This window comes from Vreelandella mediterranea (assembly GCF_970647075.1).
The window spans coordinates 2,527,850-2,546,128 of sequence record NZ_OZ310198.1 but is presented as its reverse complement, the minus strand read 5'-3'; the positions used below and the strand labels follow the sequence as shown (position 1 = coordinate 2,546,128).

The window sequence follows — 18,279 nt, the reverse complement described above, 5'->3', positions numbered from 1 at the left end:
CGTTAACGCTTCACCGTTGGCTACTGATAAAAAAGGACATCATCATGTTACTCAAGAAAAGCGTGTTACCCGCCGCGGCGTTGTTGCTATCGACTGCCCTTTTAAACGGCGCGGCGTTTGCCCAAACCAGTGAGCGCGACCTGGCGGCCGAGGAGGCCAACCGCGAGCTGGTCGTCGAGTTCTACGAGCGCTTCTTCAACGACCACGAAACCGACGAGGCGTCAGAGGTCGTGGCCGATGACTACATCCAGCACAACCCCGGCGTACCGGATGGCAAGGAGCCCTTCGTCTCCTACTTCTCGGAGTTCTTCGAAGAGAACCCGGATTCCCACGCGGATATCACCCGCAGCGCCACCGACGGTGATCTGGTCTGGCTGCACGTACACTCCACCAACGGTGAGGACGACCCGGGCGAAGCCGTGGTCGATATCTTCCGCGTGGAAGACGGCATGATCGTCGAGCATTGGGACGTCATCCAAATCGTGCCGGAAGAATCCGCCAACGAGAACACCATGTTCTAAGCACGCGCTAACGTACCGCTTTTCAATGCAAGAGTGTGAAGCCGGGCGACTGCCCGGCTTTTTGCTGCCTGAAGCCCATCGAAAGACCAAGGCTCGAACTAGGGCGCTTACCGCTCGGCGGGTTTTCGGTTAGAGTCGCCTAATAGATGCCCGGAGCCACCCATGAGAGAACGACTCGACACGTTGCTCGCAGTGAATCATCAGGAAACTCTATGGAAAACCGCTTGAATATCGAGCGCTTGAGCGCAGACAGCCCCTTCGTACCGGTCGTGGCGGCCTGGACCTTCGAGGCCTGGGGATATCTGCACCCCGAGCAAACACTCGAAAAACAGATCGCATTCATTCGCTCCGAGTGTGGTGAGCAGGGCGTGCCGACGACGTTCGTGGCGCTCGAGAACGGCGTGGCGGTGGGCACGGCGTGCTTGATCGAAGACGATATGTCGACGCGACCCGAGCTGGGTCCCTGGCTCGCCTCGGTGTTCGTGCCGTTTGAAAAGCGCGGACAGGGGATCGCCTCGCAGCTGGTCAAGCGCGTGGAGGAGGAAGCCCGGGCCACCGGTATCGAGCGCTTTTACCTTTACACACCGGACCAGCAGGCGCTCTATCGGCGACTGGGTTGGCAAGATGTCGAGCAAGTCGAGTATCGTGGCGAAGCGGTGACGATCATGGCGTGCCATTTCGTTGCAGAGAATAGCCAAGGATGAAGGAGGCGATATGATCAGCGGCCGCGCGCTGCACTATTTCGATACCGTGGCCCGCTGTCGTTCGCTGCGCCAGGCGGCGGCCCGGCTCAATATCGCGCCGACGGCCATCAGCCGCCAGATCGACATGCTAGAGCAGGAACTGGGTGCGCCCCTTTTAGAACGCGGTCCTGGCGGCATCCATCTGACCGAGGCAGGCGAGCTGCTCGCCGCCCAGGCTCGGCATACCCTTCGCGATATGGAACGCGTTCAGGAGCATATCGCCGACTTGCAGGGCCGGCGTACCGGGCGTGTTCGCCTGGTTGCCGCCGAAGGCGTGGTGGCCGGGCTATTGGCGCCTACCCTGGCCGACATGGGGCGGCGCTACCCGGGGTTACGTTTCGATATCGCCATTACCAGCGCCGGGCAGGTCGTCGAGCAGCTCCGTCTGGGTGCCGCGGATATCGGGCTTTCGTTTTTCACACCGCGCCACGACGATATCGTCGTTCTGGAAAGCACGCGGCTCGAGCATCACGCCGTCATGGCGGCAGATCACCCTTTGGCAAGTGCTCGTGAAGTGTCGCTCCAGGCGTTGGCCGGGCACCGCATCATTTTGCCCGGCGAGACGTTCGGCGCCCGCCAGGCCTTCGAGCGCAGCGCCCACCGAGCGGGCATTCAGCTTTTGCCATCGTTCGATACCGCTTCGCTTGAAACCCAGAAAGCGCTGGCGCTGAACGGGGCGGGGGTGCTGATTTTGCCGCCCATGACGGTGGCCCGCGAGTGTCAGCGCGGCGAACTCGTCAGCGTACCGCTAGGGCCCAACGAGCTGGAGCCCGCCCGTATGGATCTATGCATCTATCGTCACCGCACGCAAAGCGTCGCGGTGGACACCTGCCTCGCCCTTCTAACCGACTCCCTCCAAGCTCTAAACGCCGCATTAGACCAATAGCGCACACAAAAAGTGGACACGCGCTTATAAAAATTGAAATATTAGGTGCACTGGTGTGCGCCTGTGTGTCCAGGGCGCTGCTTGCCATCTCATAAGTCATCAACGCTGACGCAATAGCGACATCAGGGGAACCGTTATGCGACGTTCGTTCGTCTTGCCCACCTCCCGTGCCGGGTGGGGGCTTTTGATCGCCTTTATCGTTTTGGTGCTGGCCGGTATTTGGCCCGTGATCGGTCTGGTCAACCAGGCGCTACTGGTAGGGGGGCTGCCGCTTTTGATCGTGTGGAGTTACGGGGTCATCTTCGCCTGCGTAGGTGTGATGCTTGTAGGCAACCGGATCGTCGAGAGGGACGGCCATGAATAGCCTCTGGCCGCTGGTCATTACGCTTGGGTACGTCGCCATCGCCATGACGATCGGCTTGAAGGCCCGCGCCGGTCACCGTATGGATACCCTCGAGCAGTGGGGGGTGGCCGGGCGTAGCATGGGCCCTGTCACGCTTTACCTGCTGATTGCGGCGGGCAGCGTGAGCGCCTACACCTTCATGGGCGCGCCGGGCTGGGCCTACTCGAAGGGCGTGGCGGTGTTTTATGTCGCGATTTATCTGGCGTATCTGGCGCTGGTGGCTTGGTACTTCGGTCCAAAAGTGTGGCAGTTCGGCGAGCAGTTTGGCCACGTGACCCAGGCAAGCGCCATTGCGGATCGCTACCAGAGCCCGGCGCTGGGCGCTTTGGCCGCGCTGGTCATGGCGGTGGGATCTGTCGCCTACGCGGTGCTGCAAACCGTAGGCTCGGCCTACATTTTGTTCGTGATGAGCGGCGGGGCCATACCGGTCTGGCTGGGCGTGATCATCGTGCTTGCCTGCATCGCGGTGTATCTCTATGTCAGCGGCCAGCGTGCCATCGGCCGGACCAGCGCCTTTCAGGGCGCGCTCATGCTGGTGGTGGCTTGGGCGGTCGGGCTATGGGCGGTACACAGTGCGACTGGTGGTTTGAATTTTGCCGATGTGTTCGAGCGTATTCAGACGGATCACGGCGCGTTTCTCACGCTGCCCGGCGCCGGTGGCGATATGAGTTTCAGCTTCTGGACCACCTCGATCATCGTTTCGATGTTCTCGTTCATGCCGCCGGTTTGGACCCAGTGGATGTGCGCGTCATCGGCGCGCACGATTCGGCGAAGCGCCACCTGGCTGCCTACTTACTATGTGGTGATCCTGCCCATGGTGGTGGTCGGCTTTATCGGTATCTACTCGCTGCCGGATTTGGCGCGGGCCGACACCGTGGTGCTGGAGTACGCCATGGCGCATCTACCGGTGGTGCTGGTCGGGCTTTTGGGCGCGGGGACGCTGGCCGCCTCGATGTCCTCGAGCGAGCCGTTTATCCACTCGGTGGCGCTCTCGACCACCAAGGATGTGCTGCAGCCGCTTTTCAAACTCTCGGACGCCTTCACGGCGAAACTTGCCCGCTGGCTGGTGCTGCCGGTGATGGCGCTGGTGATCGCGCCGCTAGCGATTGCCGAGCCGGGCAGCCTGGTAATGATTTTGCTCGTGGGCCTGGGCTTTGCGTCCCAAGTGCTGCCGGCGTTCATCGGCATGTTCTTCTGGCCGCGAGCCTCGAAGCTCGGCGTCATGGCGGGGATTCTGGCGGGGTTCGTCATCACGGTGGCGTTCACGACGCTTTGGTCGCATCCGCTGGGGATTCACGCCGGATTCTGGGGCTTGATGCTCAATTTACCGGTGTTCGTGGCGGTCTCGCTTGTCACGCCCGCCGTGGAAGCAAGCGTGGTCGAGCGGTTTTTCCGCATCGCCGCGCCCCGGGGCTTTCGGCAAGGCAGGTCACTGTCTTAATCCTTTAATGAAAAAAGGCGAGGATGGTGGGTCAGCATGTATCGACAACGTCCACCCAACAAGGCAGTGCCATGAGCCAACGGCTAGCCGGGCGCAATCGCCCTCAACAGGTCATCGGAGCGCTTTATGGCGCCAATGAAGCGCTTTCCAGCGCACAGCGTCAGGCCAAATTCGCCCAAATGGCGGCCTCGCCGTCGCGGTTTTTTGATGCCGCGGACGTCCTTTACTGGCAGGACGTGTGGAGCGACTGGCGCTTTACCCTATTCGGCGGCTGGCCGGCAACGCAAACCTGGCTGCACGGCGACGCTCAGCTTTGCCGCTTTGCTGCATCGGCCTACCCTGGCGAGCCTGTCCGGTTTGGGCTACAAGGCGTGGACCGGGCCCTGATCGGCGACTACCAATTCGATCTCTGGCGCCTGGCCACCAGCCTGGTGCTGGAAGCGCGGGAAAACGCCGGGCTCTCCGCCAAGGCCGTCGACCAGGCCTTGAATGAGCTCGCCACGGGCTATCTTGAAGCCTTGAGCGCGCACCGCGAGGGTAAAACCCTCAAGGCGGGCGGGTTGAAAAGCGCCAAAGGCCCGCTCAAGGATTTTCTCGGCAAGGTGGCGGACAAGCAGCACCCTCAGCGCTCGCTGGAAAAATGGACCGAGCTTACGGATACCAAAGGGCGCCAGTTCGCTGCGCGGCCGGGCAAGCTTGCCAACTTGCCGGCAGACGTGGCCAGCAAGCTCAAGCGCATCATCGAAAACGAGTATCAGCAAACCCTGCAAGCGAGCGCTAAAGAGGGGGATGCGAACCACTTTCGGGTGAAGGACACCGCCCGGCGGCTAAACGCCTCGGGGCTCGAGCACTACTACGTGCTGCTGGAGGGCGGAGGCGATGGCCAGCACGACGATGTGCTGATCGAGGTCAAGGAGCAGCGCCCGCCCCAGGCGTATCACCTGCTGGGCAAGGCCGACCAACAGGGCTGGCGAAAGCTTTTTCCCAACGAGGGGCTGCGCCACGCCGCCGCCTTTCACGCCCTGGCCGCCCACGACGATGCGTATTTGGGCTGGCTGACGCTAAACGACCGGGTGTTTGGTGTGCGCCGCATGCCCGGCTTTGCCAAACGTCTGCCTGCCAAAAAGCTCAAGGGAGCCAAGGCGTATCGCAAGTTTGCGCGCCAATGGGGCGAAATTCTCGCCGCTTTGCACGTGCAGGGGGCCAAAGCGCTGGCGCGAGGGGAGGAAGGTTTCGCCGATGCGGTGTGTCAGCGTATCGAAGGGCGCGAGGCCGCGTTTATCGACAGCGTGTCGCGCTTTGCCAAAGGGTACGCCGACTGCGTCGAGCAGGATTACCGGCTATTTATCGAACACTTCATGACAAGCGCGAGCTGACCAGGACAGCCGGCATAAAAAAAGCCGAGCATTGAGGCTCGGCTTTTCGACACGGCGCTTTTAGTAGAACCTGCGCCCGTGCGCTTTACTGGCCGGCGGCGCCACCCACCACGCCGCTTTGAAACGCACTTTGGCGCTCGGCTCGGGTGAAATCGCTGTTTCGCAGGTGGCTTTTCACGGTGTCTTCAGGCGAGCCCGCCATTTCGCGGAACATGCCCATCGAGCCCAGCAGTGCCGAGGACTCGTAGGGTACGAACACCCGCTCGCCGTCCTTGGCCATGTTGGGCAGCACCTTGATGTAGCTCTGGCCCAACAGATACCCCACCACGGTGCGCTTGTCGTCGTCGCTTTCGCCGATGGCGTTGAGCACCAGCTTGATGGACTCCTGCTCGCCCTGGGCGCGCAGAATCGCCGACTGCTTATCGCCTTCGGCGTTGAGGATGGCGGACTCGCGCTGGCCCTGGGCCATGGCGATCGCCGCGGACTTCTCGCCCTCGGCCTCGGTCACCGTGGCCCGGCGCTTACGCTCGGCGGCCATTTGCAAGCGCATGGCGGTTTCGACCTCGTCGGGCATGGCGATATCCTGCACTTCGACCCGCGAGATCTTCACGCCCCACTTGGAGGCGGGCTCTTCCATCGCGGCCTGAATTTCATTGTTCACCTCGGCACGGGATTCGAACAGCTTGTCGAGCTCCATCTTGCCCACCACCGAGCGCAGCGTCGTCTTGGCGAGTACCTCGACGGCCTGGCTCATGTTCGCCACCTCGTACACCGCTCGCTTGGGGTCGATGATCTGGAAGTAGAGCGCGCCGTTGATGCGCACCGTGACGTTGTCGGTGGTCACTACCGGCTGACCCGGAAAGTCCATAACCGTTTCGCGGCGGTCGATGCGCGTCTCGTCGGTGGTGATCGCCTGGTACTCTTCACCGAGCTTGCGATAGCGCAACATGGTGATCGCCCGGGGCTGCTCGATGAACGGGATGATGATGTTGATCCCGCTTTCCAGCACGCGGTTGAACGAGCCAAGGCGCTCGACCACCATGACTTCGGACTGGCGAACGATCACCAGGCCTTTGGCGATGATCGCGATACCGATCACGACGATAATAAGGCTTATGATCAAGCCTGGGCTGATAGGTAGATCCATGGTCAGGGTTCCTCGTGGTTGGCGTTGTCCGGGGGATAGGAGGGTTCGGGTGGGGGTGTAAGCACGACAAGGGCGGTGGTGCCTTCGAAGCGTTTGAAGATCACCGGTGACCCGGCGGGAAGTTCGGTTTCGCCGCTTTCGAGCACGCGCAGGCGGTAAAAATCGCCGTTGACCTTGATGCCCGTGGCGTTATCGTAATCGCGCTTCAACGTGGTGTAGCGGTTGCCTTTTTCCACGCCGGTGCCGGTCGTGCCGTAAGCCACGCCCCGGGGTGAAAAGCGTGGGCGTATGACCATGACGCCTATGGGCACCAGCAGGCCGGCAAATATGCCCATGCTGACGAGTTGCCAGGGGAAGGTAAGGCCCAACAGGGTGACCATCGCCGTCAACGCGGCGGCCACGCCCAGCGCCAGCAGCAGCATCGCGCCGGAGGTAAGCTCGGCCAGGCTAAGCAGCAGGGCCAGCACCAGCCAGCCGTAGGCGGGGTTCCACTCCATAGACGTTCCTCCTTCTTTAAGGCGCCGGTTCAAACCGCCGACAAATGGCGCTCGCGCGTAGGTTAAAATGCGCGTTAGTGCTAGCTTACCGCAATAAAAGCCGCCGCGCGCCCTGTTTGGGTGCGCGCAATCACGAGGAGAGTCACGTGTCGGGAGTGGTGTACTGGCTTGATATGGCCGGGGTTATCGTCTTTGCGCTGTCCGGGGTCGTGCTGGCCTGTCGTTCGCGAATGGACCCGTTCGGTATGCTGGTGCTGGCAGCGGTGACCGGCATCGGCGGGGGCACGCTGCGCGATCTGGTGCTCGGTATTCACCCGGTTTTCTGGGTGAGCGACCCGACCTATCTGTGGGTCATCCTGGCGACCGTCGGTGTATCGCTTTTGGGCTTTCACTACATTCATCGTCTTTCGTGGCGTTTTCTGCCCGTCGCGGACGCCTTCGGCTTGGCGATTTTCGTGGTGATCGGCACGCACAAGGCACTTTTTTTAGGGTTTTCGGGCGTGGTAGCGGTGGTCATGGGCATCATGACCGGCGTGGCCGGGGGCATGCTGCGCGACCTGCTCGCCCAGCGCGTGCCGATGGTGCTGCGCGAGGAAATCTACGCCACCGCCGCCATGGCCGGCGCCATTGTCTATGCGGGGCTCTACACGCTGGCCGTGCCGCTTTCTATTACCATCGCCGCCTCTTTAGCGGTTACGTTGGGCCTTCGCCTGGCCGCCATTCGCTGGCACCTGGCGCTGCCGCAGTTTGCCTGGGTCAACGTGGCACCCAAAGCGGATGACAGCGGCGCGCCCATGTCGACCCGGCAAAAGGCTCGGGAGCGGGTGCGCATGATTCGCCGTGAGCGCCCTGAGCGCAAGCGCTGACCCACTGTCACGGGCGTGGGTAGCGGCTGGCCTGGCGCCAGCGGTCGAACCAGCGCCTGGGCTGCAAAAGGCGCAGGTTGGGTTCGCTTTCCAACAGCTCGACGCCCAGGCCAAGCGCGCCCAGGCGAACATAGAGGCCGCCGTTGACGCTTTCTTGCTCGAGGGTGATATCCGAAAGCAGCAGCAGCGGCCCGCCGCGCAGGGTGATCCCGTGAAGTGCGATACGCTCGCCGCTCATCTCAAGCTGCGCCTCGCCTTCGATGCCGCGCACGTCGAGCAGCCGGCCCAACCAGTCGTTTTGTCGCGCGCGGGTCAAAAAGAGCCGCGCCAACAGGCCGGAGTCGCGCATGGAGAGACGCAACGAACTCTCCAAATGAATGGGCTCGCCCCAGGTGAGCGCGGCATCGGTCATCGCCAGGCGCACCCACCAGCCGGCGTCCTGGGCGCCTTGCTCGCTGAGCCGGAACACGTTTTCGAGTTTGACGTAGGAGTCGCTTGCGCGAAAACGCCGGCTTTGCCAGTCGCCTTCGCCAAGCGCCAAGTGAAGCTCGATGTCGCCGCGCAGGCGCTGCTCGAGAAGTGAAAGCTCGGTTTCGAAGGCGCGCAGCGTGATCTCGCCTTCGGCCTGGTAGCCGGTCAGGCGCCACTCGCTTTCAAGGCTTGCCTGGCCGCCCAGCAGCGCGAAACCGTCGGTATCCGGCAGGTAGTCGCTGTAGCGGGTGATGTCCGGTACCTCGACCACCGGCAGCGCAATGCGCGTCGTGAAGTGTTCCGGGGACGGTGACTGCCGGGCCTGGCGAAAGTGTGCGGTTTGGGTGGTCAGCGCTAGATGGCGCCCAGCGAGCGCGGCGCGGTCGTCGCCTTCGCGCAGCAGCGTGAATTGGGGAATGCCCAGCGTCAGCGAGGCGTCGTCGGCGCTGGTGATCTCGGCGGTCAGCTCGCCCCGGCCGGCGGCCACGTAGTCCAAAAAGTGCGCTTCTAAAGCGTTGGCATTGACGCGCAGACGAGTGGGGGCGAGCAGCTCAGCACCACGAAACGCGCCGTCCAGAAAGAGCTCGCCGCGCCCGGCCAGCGCCAGGCCGTGGCCCTCGGGCAAAAAGGCGTTCAAAAAGCCGAGCTGCTGAACGCCGCCTTGCAGGTTGAACCGCCCCGCGGTAACGCCGCCCTGGCGCTGAAAACGCCCCTGGCGGAGCCGCAGCGCGCTCTCCATGCGCTCCCCCGGGGCGTCGGCGCTTCCCACCTGCCAGCGAAGCGAGGAGCCGCTCAAATCGAAGGTTTCACCGTCGAGCGAGGCGCTGGCGATCGTGAGCGCAAGCTCGGCGTCGCTTGTCAGCGTGCGCGGTTGGGTGTCATCGGCCAGGCGGGTGACCCAGCGTTCGCCGGCAAGCGTGACTTCGCCGCTTAACAGGGCGTTGTCGATCGAGAGCGCCCCCTGGCTGCGGGCCTGGCCGCTGACGAGGGCAAGCGCGCCAGGCGCTGGCAGTGCGGCATCAAGGTAGGGGGTGAGCGCGGCAATGCTTGGCAGGCGCGCGTTTTGCCAGGCCAGGTTGGCGCTAACGTGCTCCAGCCCCACGTCGTCCAGCGGGCTTTCAAGGTCCAGCGCTATCTCGGCATCCGCCAGCAGGGTGCGCTCGTGATGGGTCAGGGTGGCCTTATCGAGGGCGAGCCGCGCCTGTAGCGGCGCATTGGGTAGACGCTCGGCGGTAAGGACGCCGTCGCCTCGGGCCTGAAACGCCTGGTAGGCGGCACTTAGCGCCTGGGCCTCGATGTGGATATCGCCCCGGTAAAGCGCGGCGTCCTGCACCTCTGCGTAGGCGCGCAGCCGCCCCTGGCCGGTGAAGGCCAGCGGCGCGGGCGCGGCGGCGCGGGCGTAGCGGTCGAGCATGTCCAGCCGCGTAACGTGGCCGTCGAGCTCGAGTGTGGCGCCGCTAGGGGGCGCGAGCCGGTCGATGCGCCGATTGGGTATCGAGGTCGCCACGCTTAGCGCGGTATCGGTGGCATAAGGGGCGCTGTCGGCCAGCACGACGTCCTCGAGTGTGGCTAAAAAGTGAAGCTTGCTATCGTCCACTCCCAGGCGTACCTGGCCGTTTCCCGTGGCGCTTTGTATGGCCTCGCTTTGCGACTGGGCCACATCGAGCAGTGGCGCGGTATCCACGCTAAAGCGAAGCGCTGGCGCGCTCAGAACCAGCTCGCTTTGCTCGGTGAGCACGCCGCCCTCGAGGCCAAGCGAGGCCTCGAGGGCGCCGCTGCCGGAAAGCCCAAGCCAGGGAAGCGCCTCGAGGTAGGGCATGAAGACATCCCAGGCATCGGCGCTGGCCGAGGCGTCCAGCCGCGCTGAAAGTGCCTCGAGCAGGGCAGGGGTGAGGGTTTGTGGCTCATCAAGGCGTGTGACGACGGGGGCCAACGTGGCCTGGGCATCCAGTTGGATGTCGCGGGCGAGTATTGCGCCATCGCTTGGGCGCAAAAGGCGGCCTTGCGTGACGGCTAGCATGAGGTTACTGGCTGCCAGCGTGTCTCCGCTTAGCTCGCTGTCTCGTAGGTGGAGCTCGCCTTCGGCTTCCAGGGCGATATCGCCTACCTGAAAGCGGCGTATGCCCTCGGCGTCCAGGGCGTGAATGTGTAGCGCGCCGCGTAATAGCGCCAGCAAAGAGAGCGAAAGGGTGGCGCGTTCGGCCTCGAGGCTAACGGGGAGCGCCTTGTCTTGGCGGGTTAGGGTGAGATTTTCGACCTCCCACTGCCCCGGGTGGGGGCTCGTTGCGCGCTGCCACTGAATGTCGACGCCGTCGAGGTTCGAGAGCTTACCGGCCATCCATTGGCTGTTGAGCACCAGGGTCGTGGCAAGCCACCAGGTAACAGAAAGTACGAAGGCGCTGATTAGGACTATAATCAGTGCCAATAGCCATCGCGGGTAAGGAGCGGTTTTGCGGGACATACGGCTTTTGATAATGGCTCCTTTCGGCGCATGTTTTATGGCATTATGCGCGACAAGGGACTGAGATGGGTTTTCGATTTCAACGCTAGGCAGGCAGCAAAGCCATGTTCAAGGATTTTTACACGCAGCGCGGGGAGTATGTGGTGATCTCCGCCGAGCAGGCCAGCCGTTTCGCCAAAGGCGTCGCCGGCGATTACAACCCTATCCATAACCCGGATGCGCGGCGCTTCTGCGTGCCCGGTGACCTGCTATTCACACTCGTTTTAGCCAGGTTTGGATTATCGCGCCACATGGAATTTCGCTTCACCAACATGGTCGCGGCACAGACACCGCTCAGGTTTTGCGAAGCCGACGACGGCCAGATCCACGTATGCGACGACACGGGCAAGTGCTACCTGCACGTTACCCGCCGTGGTGATGTCACCTTCGAGCCGGACGTGGTCGAAGGCTTCGCGCGCTGCTACGTGGCGTTTTCGGGTAAGAACTTCCCGCACTACTTGAAGCCGTTAATGGAAGAGCATGGCGTCATGTTCAACCCTAAACGCCCGCTGGTGATCTACGACAGCATGGGCTTCTCTTTGGCGCGTCTGGACGGTTTTACGCCCAACCTGGCGCTGACCGACTCGTCGCTTTGCGTTCAGGGCAAGCGCGCCGAAGCGCTATTGGAGTTTGCCATCGAATCCCAGGGGGAGTCGGTCGGGGTCGGGTCCAAAAAGCTCGTGGTCAGCGGGCTTTGTGACTACGACGACGACCAGATGTCGGCCATCGTCGACGAGTTCTACCGGCTGAAAGCGGCCTACGAGGCCGCCTGAGCCGCCAGGTGGGCGGGTGTCTAGCCTAGCGGCAGCACGTCCACCTCGACCTCTACGTGGTGGCCGCCGCCGCCATTCATCACCCCCTTCAGCGGGGCGACATCGAAGTAATCGCGCCCCCATCCCACCACCGGGTGGCGCTCACCGGCAAGCGTCCCGTTGGTCGGGTCCAGTGCCAGCCACCCCCACTGGGGAATCCACAGCGCAAGCCAGGCGTGGGAGGCATCCGCCCCCACCAGCCGGGGCTGGCCCGGTGGCGGCTCGGTCTCCAGGTAACCGCTCACGTAACGCGCGGCCAGCCCGATCGAGCGCAGCGCACCGATCATCAAGTGGGCAAAGTCCTGACACACCCCGCGGCGGCTGGCCAATACCTCGTTGATTGGCGTAGCCAGTGTCGTGAAACTGGGGTCGTACTCGAAGTGCTCATATACGTAGCCATTGAGCGCTATGGCCGCGTCGATGAGCCCGCGACCGGGCGTAAAGCACTGCCGGGCGAAATCGCCAAGCGCGCGATTTCGCCGCACGAAGGGCGAGTCCAGTCGGTAAAGTTCGGTCTCGAAGCGCGGGGTGGCCTTTAAAAGCTCGGCGGTGTGCTCCCAACTCCCCGAGGCGGTGGGTAGCGCGTTCATTGCCCGTGTTTTGATCGGCGTGGTCACCGTCACATCGAGGGTTTGATGAAGTGCTTCCACCGCGAAATAGAGCACCCGGTTACCGAAGACGTCGCGGCGTTCGGCCTGGTGGTGGGGCGTGGGTGTAATGGCAAGCGTCGAGGCGCCGCACTGCTGGTGAGGCGTTTTGCGCGGTAGCATTCGTGCTTCGCTATGGCACAGCGTGACCGGCGCGCTGTAGTGATAGCGAGTGGTGTGGCGCAGGGTGTACTTCATTCGTCGCGCTCCATGCTGACCAACTGGCGGGCGCGTTCTACGTGACTGAAGTGGCTATGGCTGATCGCATCGGAGAGGGCGTTGAGCGGCGTCAGCAGTTCGTCGAGCAACTGCCCAAGCGCCTGCTGCGCCTCCGGGGTATCGCTTAGGTGGCTTAGCCGGTCGATGTCGGCCAGGTGCAGGGCGGCGTTGGCCTGGATCAGCAAGCGGCGCTCGGCGTTGCGGTAGGGGGTGGCGCTACCCGGCAGGCGCTCGACCTGCTTATTGAGCCGCTTGAGCATGAAGCCCACCGAGCGGGGGTTGGTTTCATCGAACAACAAAAGGTCGATAATGGCCGCCGGGTGGAGTTCGCTGCGGTAGCGCCGCCGGTAGGCAGTGAAGTTGTCGGTGGTGGCCAGCACCACTTCCCACATCGCCAGGCGGCGCTCAGGCTGGGCATTGAGGGTGAGCTTCAAAAGCCCTAAAAGGCCCAGCGCGCGGTCCAGAAAGCGGCCGATGTCCAAAAATCGCCAGCCGTAGTGGTGGGGCATGGTTTCGTTGCAAAGCCCGAAAAAAGCCGCCAGTTGGGCAAATACGCTTTCGCAGGCGCGCCGCGCGCCGCGGGTATCAAGGCTTGGATGCAGCGTATCGAGCTGGTGGCGAAGCTGGTGAATAACGCGCCAGGAGTCGTCGCCCAGGTGGTCGCGCACGCTTTGCGCGTTGTGCAAAAGCTGCGAGAAAAGCGGCTGCAGCGCGCGGTGATCATTGCTGTCGAACTGGACCAGCAGCGCCGTCTGCTTGGCCAAAAAGCCGGCCGGCCGGGTAGAGCCCTGCGCTTCTGGCTTACCGCAAAGGTCGAGCGCTTGCAAAAGCTCGTCCAGGACCTGGTCGGCGATGGCGTCCTGGTCGTACTCCATTAGCCGTAACAGCGCCTCGCGCAAAAGCCGCGCGCGGCTATCCAGGCGTTCGCCGTAGCGGCCCAACCAGTAAAGGCTTTCCGCCACGCGGCTGGGCAGGTCTTCGTTGTCGCGGGTGACCACGATGGGCCCACGGGCCTGCTTGAGCTGGCTCACGTGGGGTTGGGCGCTGGCCGCGGTCACCCATACATCCTTCACCACCGGGCTTTCGAGCGACGGCGAGCCCGGCGCGCCTTGCCAGCAAAGCCCGCCGGGCATGACCTGGTACTCCTCGCGGGGGGCGCCGGCGGCCGTCGCACTTCTAGGCGTGCGGGCCACGAAGCAGCGCAGGTTGAACGTGGCCGGGACGAGGGTTTTGAGCTTTTCATCGAATACCGGCAGCGTTGCCGAGGCGGTCTGCGCAACGGCGGCGGCCAGCAATAGAGGCTCTCCCAGAAGGTGCTCGCAAAGCGCCGGCAGGTAATCGGCCAGCGCGCTGTTTTCGAGTACCCCAACGCCGAGGGCGTTTGAAACCGCCACCCCTTGGGTGCGCGCGGTTTGTAAAAGCCCGGGCACGCCGATGCCGGAGCCATCGTCGAGCTCCAGCGGGTCGCACTCGGCGTCGCGGCAGTAGCGCAGCACCACGTCGACAGGTTTTAGCCCGCCCAGGGTGCGTAGCCAGAGCTGGCCGTCCCGTACTACCAAATCCTGGCCCTTGACCAGCGCGATGTTGAGGTAGTTGGCAAGGTAGGCGTGCTCGAAGTAGCGCGAGCTTTGCGGGCCCGGCGTCAGCAGGACCACGGTGGGGTTATCGCGATGCTGGTAGGCCAGCACGGTGAGCGTTCGGTGATGGGCATCCAGAAAGCTCGCGAGGCGTTTTAGCGGTGCGTTGCGATACATCTGCGGCAGCGCCCGACCCATCAAAATACGGTTTTCCAGCGCGAAGCCGGTGCCCGAAGGCGTTTGCAGGCGGTCACTCACCACCCGCCAGTGGCCTTGGCTGTCCAGGATGACGTTGACGCCGTGATAGTCGATCGGCGCTCGCCCGCCGGGCTGAGCGCCGTGGCAGGGCAGCAGGTAGTCCGGTGAAGCCAGCAGTGCCTGAATCGGCAATAGTCCGGCGTCGAACAGGCGCCGCGCGCCGTAAATATCGTTGTAGATCGCGTTGAACAGACGGCTTCGCTGAACGAGCCCCGCCTCGAGCGCCTGCCACTGGGCCTGGTCGATCACCCAGGGTAGCGGGTCGAGCCGCCAGGCGCGGCGCTGACTCTCGTCGTGCATGTTGAAGATCACGCCGTTTTCGGCCAGCAGCGCCTGGATATCCTCCTGTTGGCGGTAGCGGCCCTGCTCGCCGAGCGCGTCGAGGCAATCGAGCAGTTCCTGCCAGCCGGGGCGCAGCTGGCCCTTTTGATCCAGCATGGCGTCAAAAACTGCGGGCACCGTGTTGCCTGGCTGTTCAAGATATCCCTCGACCAGCCCGGCGGGCGAGGATGTAACAGAGGCCGTCATACAAAGGTTCCTAAAAAGGGCAATAGTAACCCGTTAGTGGGGGGCGCGGCGTAAATCCAGCGTCAGCGGAAACTCTATGCTTGGCATCTCTATCGCGGGCATTTGAAAGCCTTGCCGATGGCCGCTTGCGCTAAACCGGCCGAGCCGGCGCGCTTCGGCTTCGAAAGCGTTGACCGGAAAGGTCTCGAAATTGCGCCCGGTAGGGCGCGCCACGTAGTAGGTGCAGCCCGCGACCGAGCGCTCGTTCCAGGTGTCGATCACGTCGAATATCAGCGGCGCCTGGGCGGGGGTATGCGGGTGCAGCGCCGAAGGCGGCTGCCAGGCACGGTAGCGCACGCCGGCGACCGCTTCGCCGCTGCGCCCGGTGGCTTTCAGCGGCAGGCGACGGCCGTTGCAGGTCACGATATAACGCTCGCCACTCATGCCGCTTACCCGGACCTCCAGGCGCTCGACCGGAGAGCCTGCGTAGCGCGCGGTAGCGCCGGCGAAGGCTTCGTCGCGCGGCACGTGCCAAGGCTCGATCGCCTGGCGCAGTTCGATATCCAGCGCCGCCGTATGCAGGCGGCCGTGCACCGGAAAGCGGAATTCGCGGAAGGGTTCGAACCATTCGAGCTTGAAGTCGAAACCGTGGCGACGAAGGTCGTCCAGCACGTCGTTCAGGTCTTCCCACAGGTAGTGGGGCAGAGCCCAGCGGTCCTGCAGAGCGCTTCCCCAGCGCACCGGCTTGGCGCGGTAAGGTGCTTTCCAGAACCTGGCCACCAGCGCGCGGATCAACAGCATCTGCATCAGGGCCATACGCGCGTGGGGTGCCATCTCGAAGCCGCGAAGCTTTAAAAGTCCTTGCGGCTTGCTATCGCTATCCGCTGGGTAAAGCTGGTCGATGCAGAGCTCGGCGCGTTGGGGGTTGCCGGTCGAGTCGGTCAACAGATGGCGCAGCAGGCCCCCGGCACGCCAGGGCTCTGCCGCGTCGTCCTGGGGTATCTGTTGAAGGGCGATTTCCAGCTCGTAAAGCGCTTCGAAGCGCGCCTCATCCACCCGCGGGGCCTGGCTTTCCGGGCCGGTAAAAAGCCCCGAGAATAGATACGAAAGACTGGGGTGGTGCTGCCAAAACGTGATCATGCTTGCCAGCAGTTGCGGGCGACGTAAAAACGGCGAATCCTCTGGGGTGAGGCCGCCAAGGGTTACGTGATAGCCACTACCCGTGCCGGTGTGGCGGCCGTCGAGCATGAACTTTTCGGTGCCCAGTCGCGCCTGGCGGGCCTGCTCGTAAAGCCCCTCGGTTTGTGCCACCAACGTTTGCCAGCTAGCCGTGGGCGGAACGTCGACCTCGATCACCCCGGGCTCCGGGGTGAGTAAAAAGCGTTCAAGGCGCGGGTCGTCAGGCGGGGCGTGGCCTTCGATCACCACCGGGCAACCTATGTCCCGGGCACACTCTTCGATGTTTTCGAGCAACGCCAAAAAGTGCTCCAAATGGGTCAGCGGCGGTAAAAAGATGTACAAGCGCCCGTCGCGCGCCTCGATGCAAAGACTCGTATGCACCAGGCTTTCGTCCCGCGCCTGCCCGGTGCTGGGCTGGCGTTGCATCGATTCGTCTTGCGCAGGGTGCGGGGTCGCCTGAAAAGGGCGCTCGACGGCCCAGGGCTTGGCCGGCTGCGCCAGGCGCAGGCCCATGGGCGAGCCGCCGGGTGCCAGGTAGAGATGGTCGCGCTCGAGCGGCCAGCATCCGGTTTCCCAGCGGTAGCTTTGGGCAATGGCGTGACGAAGGGGCAGGACGTAGCCGACGACCGCCTCCAGCCCACGCTCCAGAAGCCTTGCCAGGCGGTGCCGCTCGGCAGCGTCGGTTGGATCGATTTCGCGCGGGTCGATATCGGCGGGTAGCGTTTGTGCTTTCCAACGGTAATAGGCGGCGTCCTCGAAGGCCGGCATCCAGAAGCGCGCCTCGACCCCCAACTGCTCGGCAAGCGCGTGGGTAAAGCTTTTGGCCAGCATGTCGTTGGCGTATACCCTGGGCGCGTCTTGTGTTGCGGCCAACCACTTTGGGTCGCGCCAGAGGGCCACGCCGTCCTTGCGCCAGTAGCAGGCCTGCACCCAGCGGGGCAGCGCCTCGCCGGCGTGCCATTCGCCTTGCTGCTGCAAAACGCCGCCGCTTGCGAAGGCGTTTTGCAACCGGTTCAAAAGCACCTCGGCGCGCTCGCGCTTGTGCGTGCCCAGGGTCTCGGTATTCCACTGCGGACTTTCGATGTCGTCGACCGACACGAAAGTGGCCTCGCCGCCCAGACTCAGGCGAACGTCCTCGCGGTGGAGGGCGTCATCCACTTGGTCACCGAGGGCGAGAATCTGCGCCCACTGCGCCTCGGAATAGGGGCGGGTGACCCGGGCGTCTTCGTGGATACGCTCGACGCTCATCGTGACATCGAAGCTGACCTCGCATTTTTCCGAGAACCCGGTAATCGCCGCCGCGCTACCCGTGGTCGGCGTGGCGGCAAGCGGAATGTGCCCCTCGCCGGCAAATAGTCCCGAGGTCGGGTCGAGCCCCACCCAGCCCGCACCGGGCAAAAATACTTCGGTCCAAGCGTGCAGGTCGGTAAAGTCGGTTTCGGTGCCGCTCGGGCCGTCCAGTGCCTTGATGTCCGGGGCGAGCTGAATCAGATAGCCGGAGACAAAGCGCGCCGCCAATCCCAAGTGACGGAAAATTTGTACCAGCAGCCAGGCGCTGTCGCGGCATGACCCGCTGCCAAGGGTCAGCGTCTCTTCGCAGCCCTGCACGCCGGGCTCCATGCGCACTCTGTAGCTGATGTCACTCTGCAGACGCTGGTTGATCGCGACGAGAAAATCCACGCAGGCCGCAGGCGTTTTGTCCACCTGGGCCAGCCACTCGGTGAGTCGCGGGCCCGGGGATTCCACCTCGAGGTAGGGGCTCAGCTCGCGCGCAAGCGCTTGTGGGTAGACGAACGGCAGGGTTTGGGCGATATCGTCGAGAAAAAAGTCGAACGGGTTGATCACCGTCATGGGGACGATGAGTTCGACGGCAATGGTGAGCTCGTTGCGCGGAGTGGGGAAGACGATGCGCGCGTTGAAATTGCCAAACGGGTCCTGCTGCCAATTGACGAAGTGGTCGTTGCCGGAAATATCGAGCGAGTAGGACTCGATATGGGTACGGCAGTGCGGCGCCGGGCGCAGGCGAACCACGTGGGCCGATAAATGAACGGCCCGGTCGAATCGATAGGTGGTACGGTGGTGCAAGGCAACGCGAATGGTCATGGGCCACCCTTGAGTTGAGCGGGTATCGGTCAAAAGCCTGGATCGTACCGGCCTGGCAGTGGAGCCTGTCGCTGATTAAAGATGGGTGGGAGTCAGTATCCCCTTAGCTTAGGCACTTTGCAGCAG

The 18,279-nt window shown here is 63.5% G+C and carries 14 protein-coding genes; 8 read left to right on the top strand and 6 right to left on the bottom strand.

Annotation, left to right across the window (positions count from 1 at the left end):
- The first annotated feature begins 44 nt into the window (after window positions 1–44).
- From ACWFVE_RS11730 to ACWFVE_RS11705, 6 genes are all read left to right on the top strand, one after another.
- The gene (locus tag ACWFVE_RS11730; RefSeq protein ID WP_447529452.1) at window positions 45–521 is read left to right on the top strand and encodes a nuclear transport factor 2 family protein; all 477 of its coding nucleotides are present in this window, start codon (window positions 45–47) and stop codon (window positions 519–521) included.
- A gap of 212 nt (window positions 522–733) precedes the next feature.
- Entirely contained in the window at window positions 734–1,225 is a 492-nt protein-coding gene (locus ACWFVE_RS11725; protein WP_447529451.1) for a GNAT family N-acetyltransferase, read from the top strand.
- Window positions 1,226–1,235: 10 nt separating this feature from the next.
- A complete protein-coding gene (locus tag ACWFVE_RS11720; protein WP_447529450.1) occupies window positions 1,236–2,150 on the top strand; it encodes a LysR family transcriptional regulator in 915 nt (304 codons plus the stop codon).
- Window positions 2,151–2,286: 136 nt separating this feature from the next.
- Entirely contained in the window at window positions 2,287–2,514 is a 228-nt protein-coding gene (locus ACWFVE_RS11715; RefSeq protein ID WP_447529449.1) for a hypothetical protein, read from the top strand.
- Window positions 2,507–3,994 (top strand): sodium:solute symporter family protein, encoded by a 1,488-nt coding sequence (locus tag ACWFVE_RS11710; protein ID WP_447529448.1) that lies wholly within the window; start codon window positions 2,507–2,509, stop codon window positions 3,992–3,994. Before ACWFVE_RS11715 ends, ACWFVE_RS11710 begins: the two co-directional genes overlap by 8 nt.
- A gap of 71 nt (window positions 3,995–4,065) precedes the next feature.
- The gene (locus ACWFVE_RS11705) at window positions 4,066–5,370 is read left to right on the top strand and encodes a DUF2252 family protein (protein ID WP_447529447.1); all 1,305 of its coding nucleotides are present in this window, start codon (window positions 4,066–4,068) and stop codon (window positions 5,368–5,370) included.
- A gap of 85 nt (window positions 5,371–5,455) precedes the next feature.
- Here ACWFVE_RS11705 and ACWFVE_RS11700 read toward each other — a convergent pair whose 3' ends face one another.
- Window positions 5,456–6,517, bottom strand: coding sequence for an SPFH domain-containing protein (locus ACWFVE_RS11700; protein ID WP_447529446.1), 1,062 nt, complete (start codon window positions 6,515–6,517; stop codon window positions 5,456–5,458).
- A 2-nt stretch (window positions 6,518–6,519) separates the two neighbouring features.
- Complete coding sequence (locus ACWFVE_RS11695) at window positions 6,520–7,014, bottom strand: nodulation efficiency, NfeD-like protein (RefSeq protein WP_447529445.1); 495 nt, start codon at window positions 7,012–7,014, stop codon at window positions 6,520–6,522.
- A 146-nt stretch (window positions 7,015–7,160) separates the two neighbouring features.
- On the opposite strand from ACWFVE_RS11695, the gene ACWFVE_RS11690 reads away from it, so the two are divergent.
- Window positions 7,161–7,880: a trimeric intracellular cation channel family protein gene (locus tag ACWFVE_RS11690; RefSeq protein ID WP_447529444.1), complete on the top strand. Its 720-nt coding sequence runs from the start codon at window positions 7,161–7,163 to the stop codon at window positions 7,878–7,880.
- Window positions 7,881–7,887: 7 nt separating this feature from the next.
- Here ACWFVE_RS11690 and ACWFVE_RS11685 read toward each other — a convergent pair whose 3' ends face one another.
- Window positions 7,888–10,776 (bottom strand): hypothetical protein, encoded by a 2,889-nt coding sequence (locus ACWFVE_RS11685; protein ID WP_447529443.1) that lies wholly within the window; start codon window positions 10,774–10,776, stop codon window positions 7,888–7,890.
- A gap of 140 nt (window positions 10,777–10,916) precedes the next feature.
- Here ACWFVE_RS11685 and ACWFVE_RS11680 point away from each other — a divergent pair, with 140 nt between their 5' ends.
- Window positions 10,917–11,624 carry a DUF3581 family protein gene (locus ACWFVE_RS11680; RefSeq protein WP_447529442.1) on the top strand — a complete coding sequence of 236 codons (708 nt, stop codon included), beginning with the start codon at window positions 10,917–10,919 and terminating at the stop codon, window positions 11,622–11,624.
- A gap of 20 nt (window positions 11,625–11,644) precedes the next feature.
- Here the strand turns inward: ACWFVE_RS11680 and ACWFVE_RS11675 are convergent, their stop codons facing one another.
- The 3 genes from ACWFVE_RS11675 to ACWFVE_RS11665 are packed head-to-tail and all read right to left on the bottom strand — an operon-like array spanning window position 11,645 to window position 18,153.
- Window positions 11,645–12,508, bottom strand: coding sequence for a transglutaminase family protein (locus tag ACWFVE_RS11675; RefSeq protein WP_447529441.1), 864 nt, complete (start codon window positions 12,506–12,508; stop codon window positions 11,645–11,647).
- Complete coding sequence (locus ACWFVE_RS11670) at window positions 12,505–14,892, bottom strand: circularly permuted type 2 ATP-grasp protein (RefSeq protein WP_447529440.1); 2,388 nt, start codon at window positions 14,890–14,892, stop codon at window positions 12,505–12,507. The genes ACWFVE_RS11675 and ACWFVE_RS11670 overlap by 4 nt, the downstream gene beginning before the upstream one ends.
- Window positions 14,893–14,925: 33 nt before the next feature.
- Complete coding sequence (locus ACWFVE_RS11665; protein WP_447529439.1) at window positions 14,926–18,153, bottom strand: transglutaminase family protein; 3,228 nt, start codon at window positions 18,151–18,153, stop codon at window positions 14,926–14,928.
- Between the last annotated feature and the right edge of the window lie 126 nt (window positions 18,154–18,279).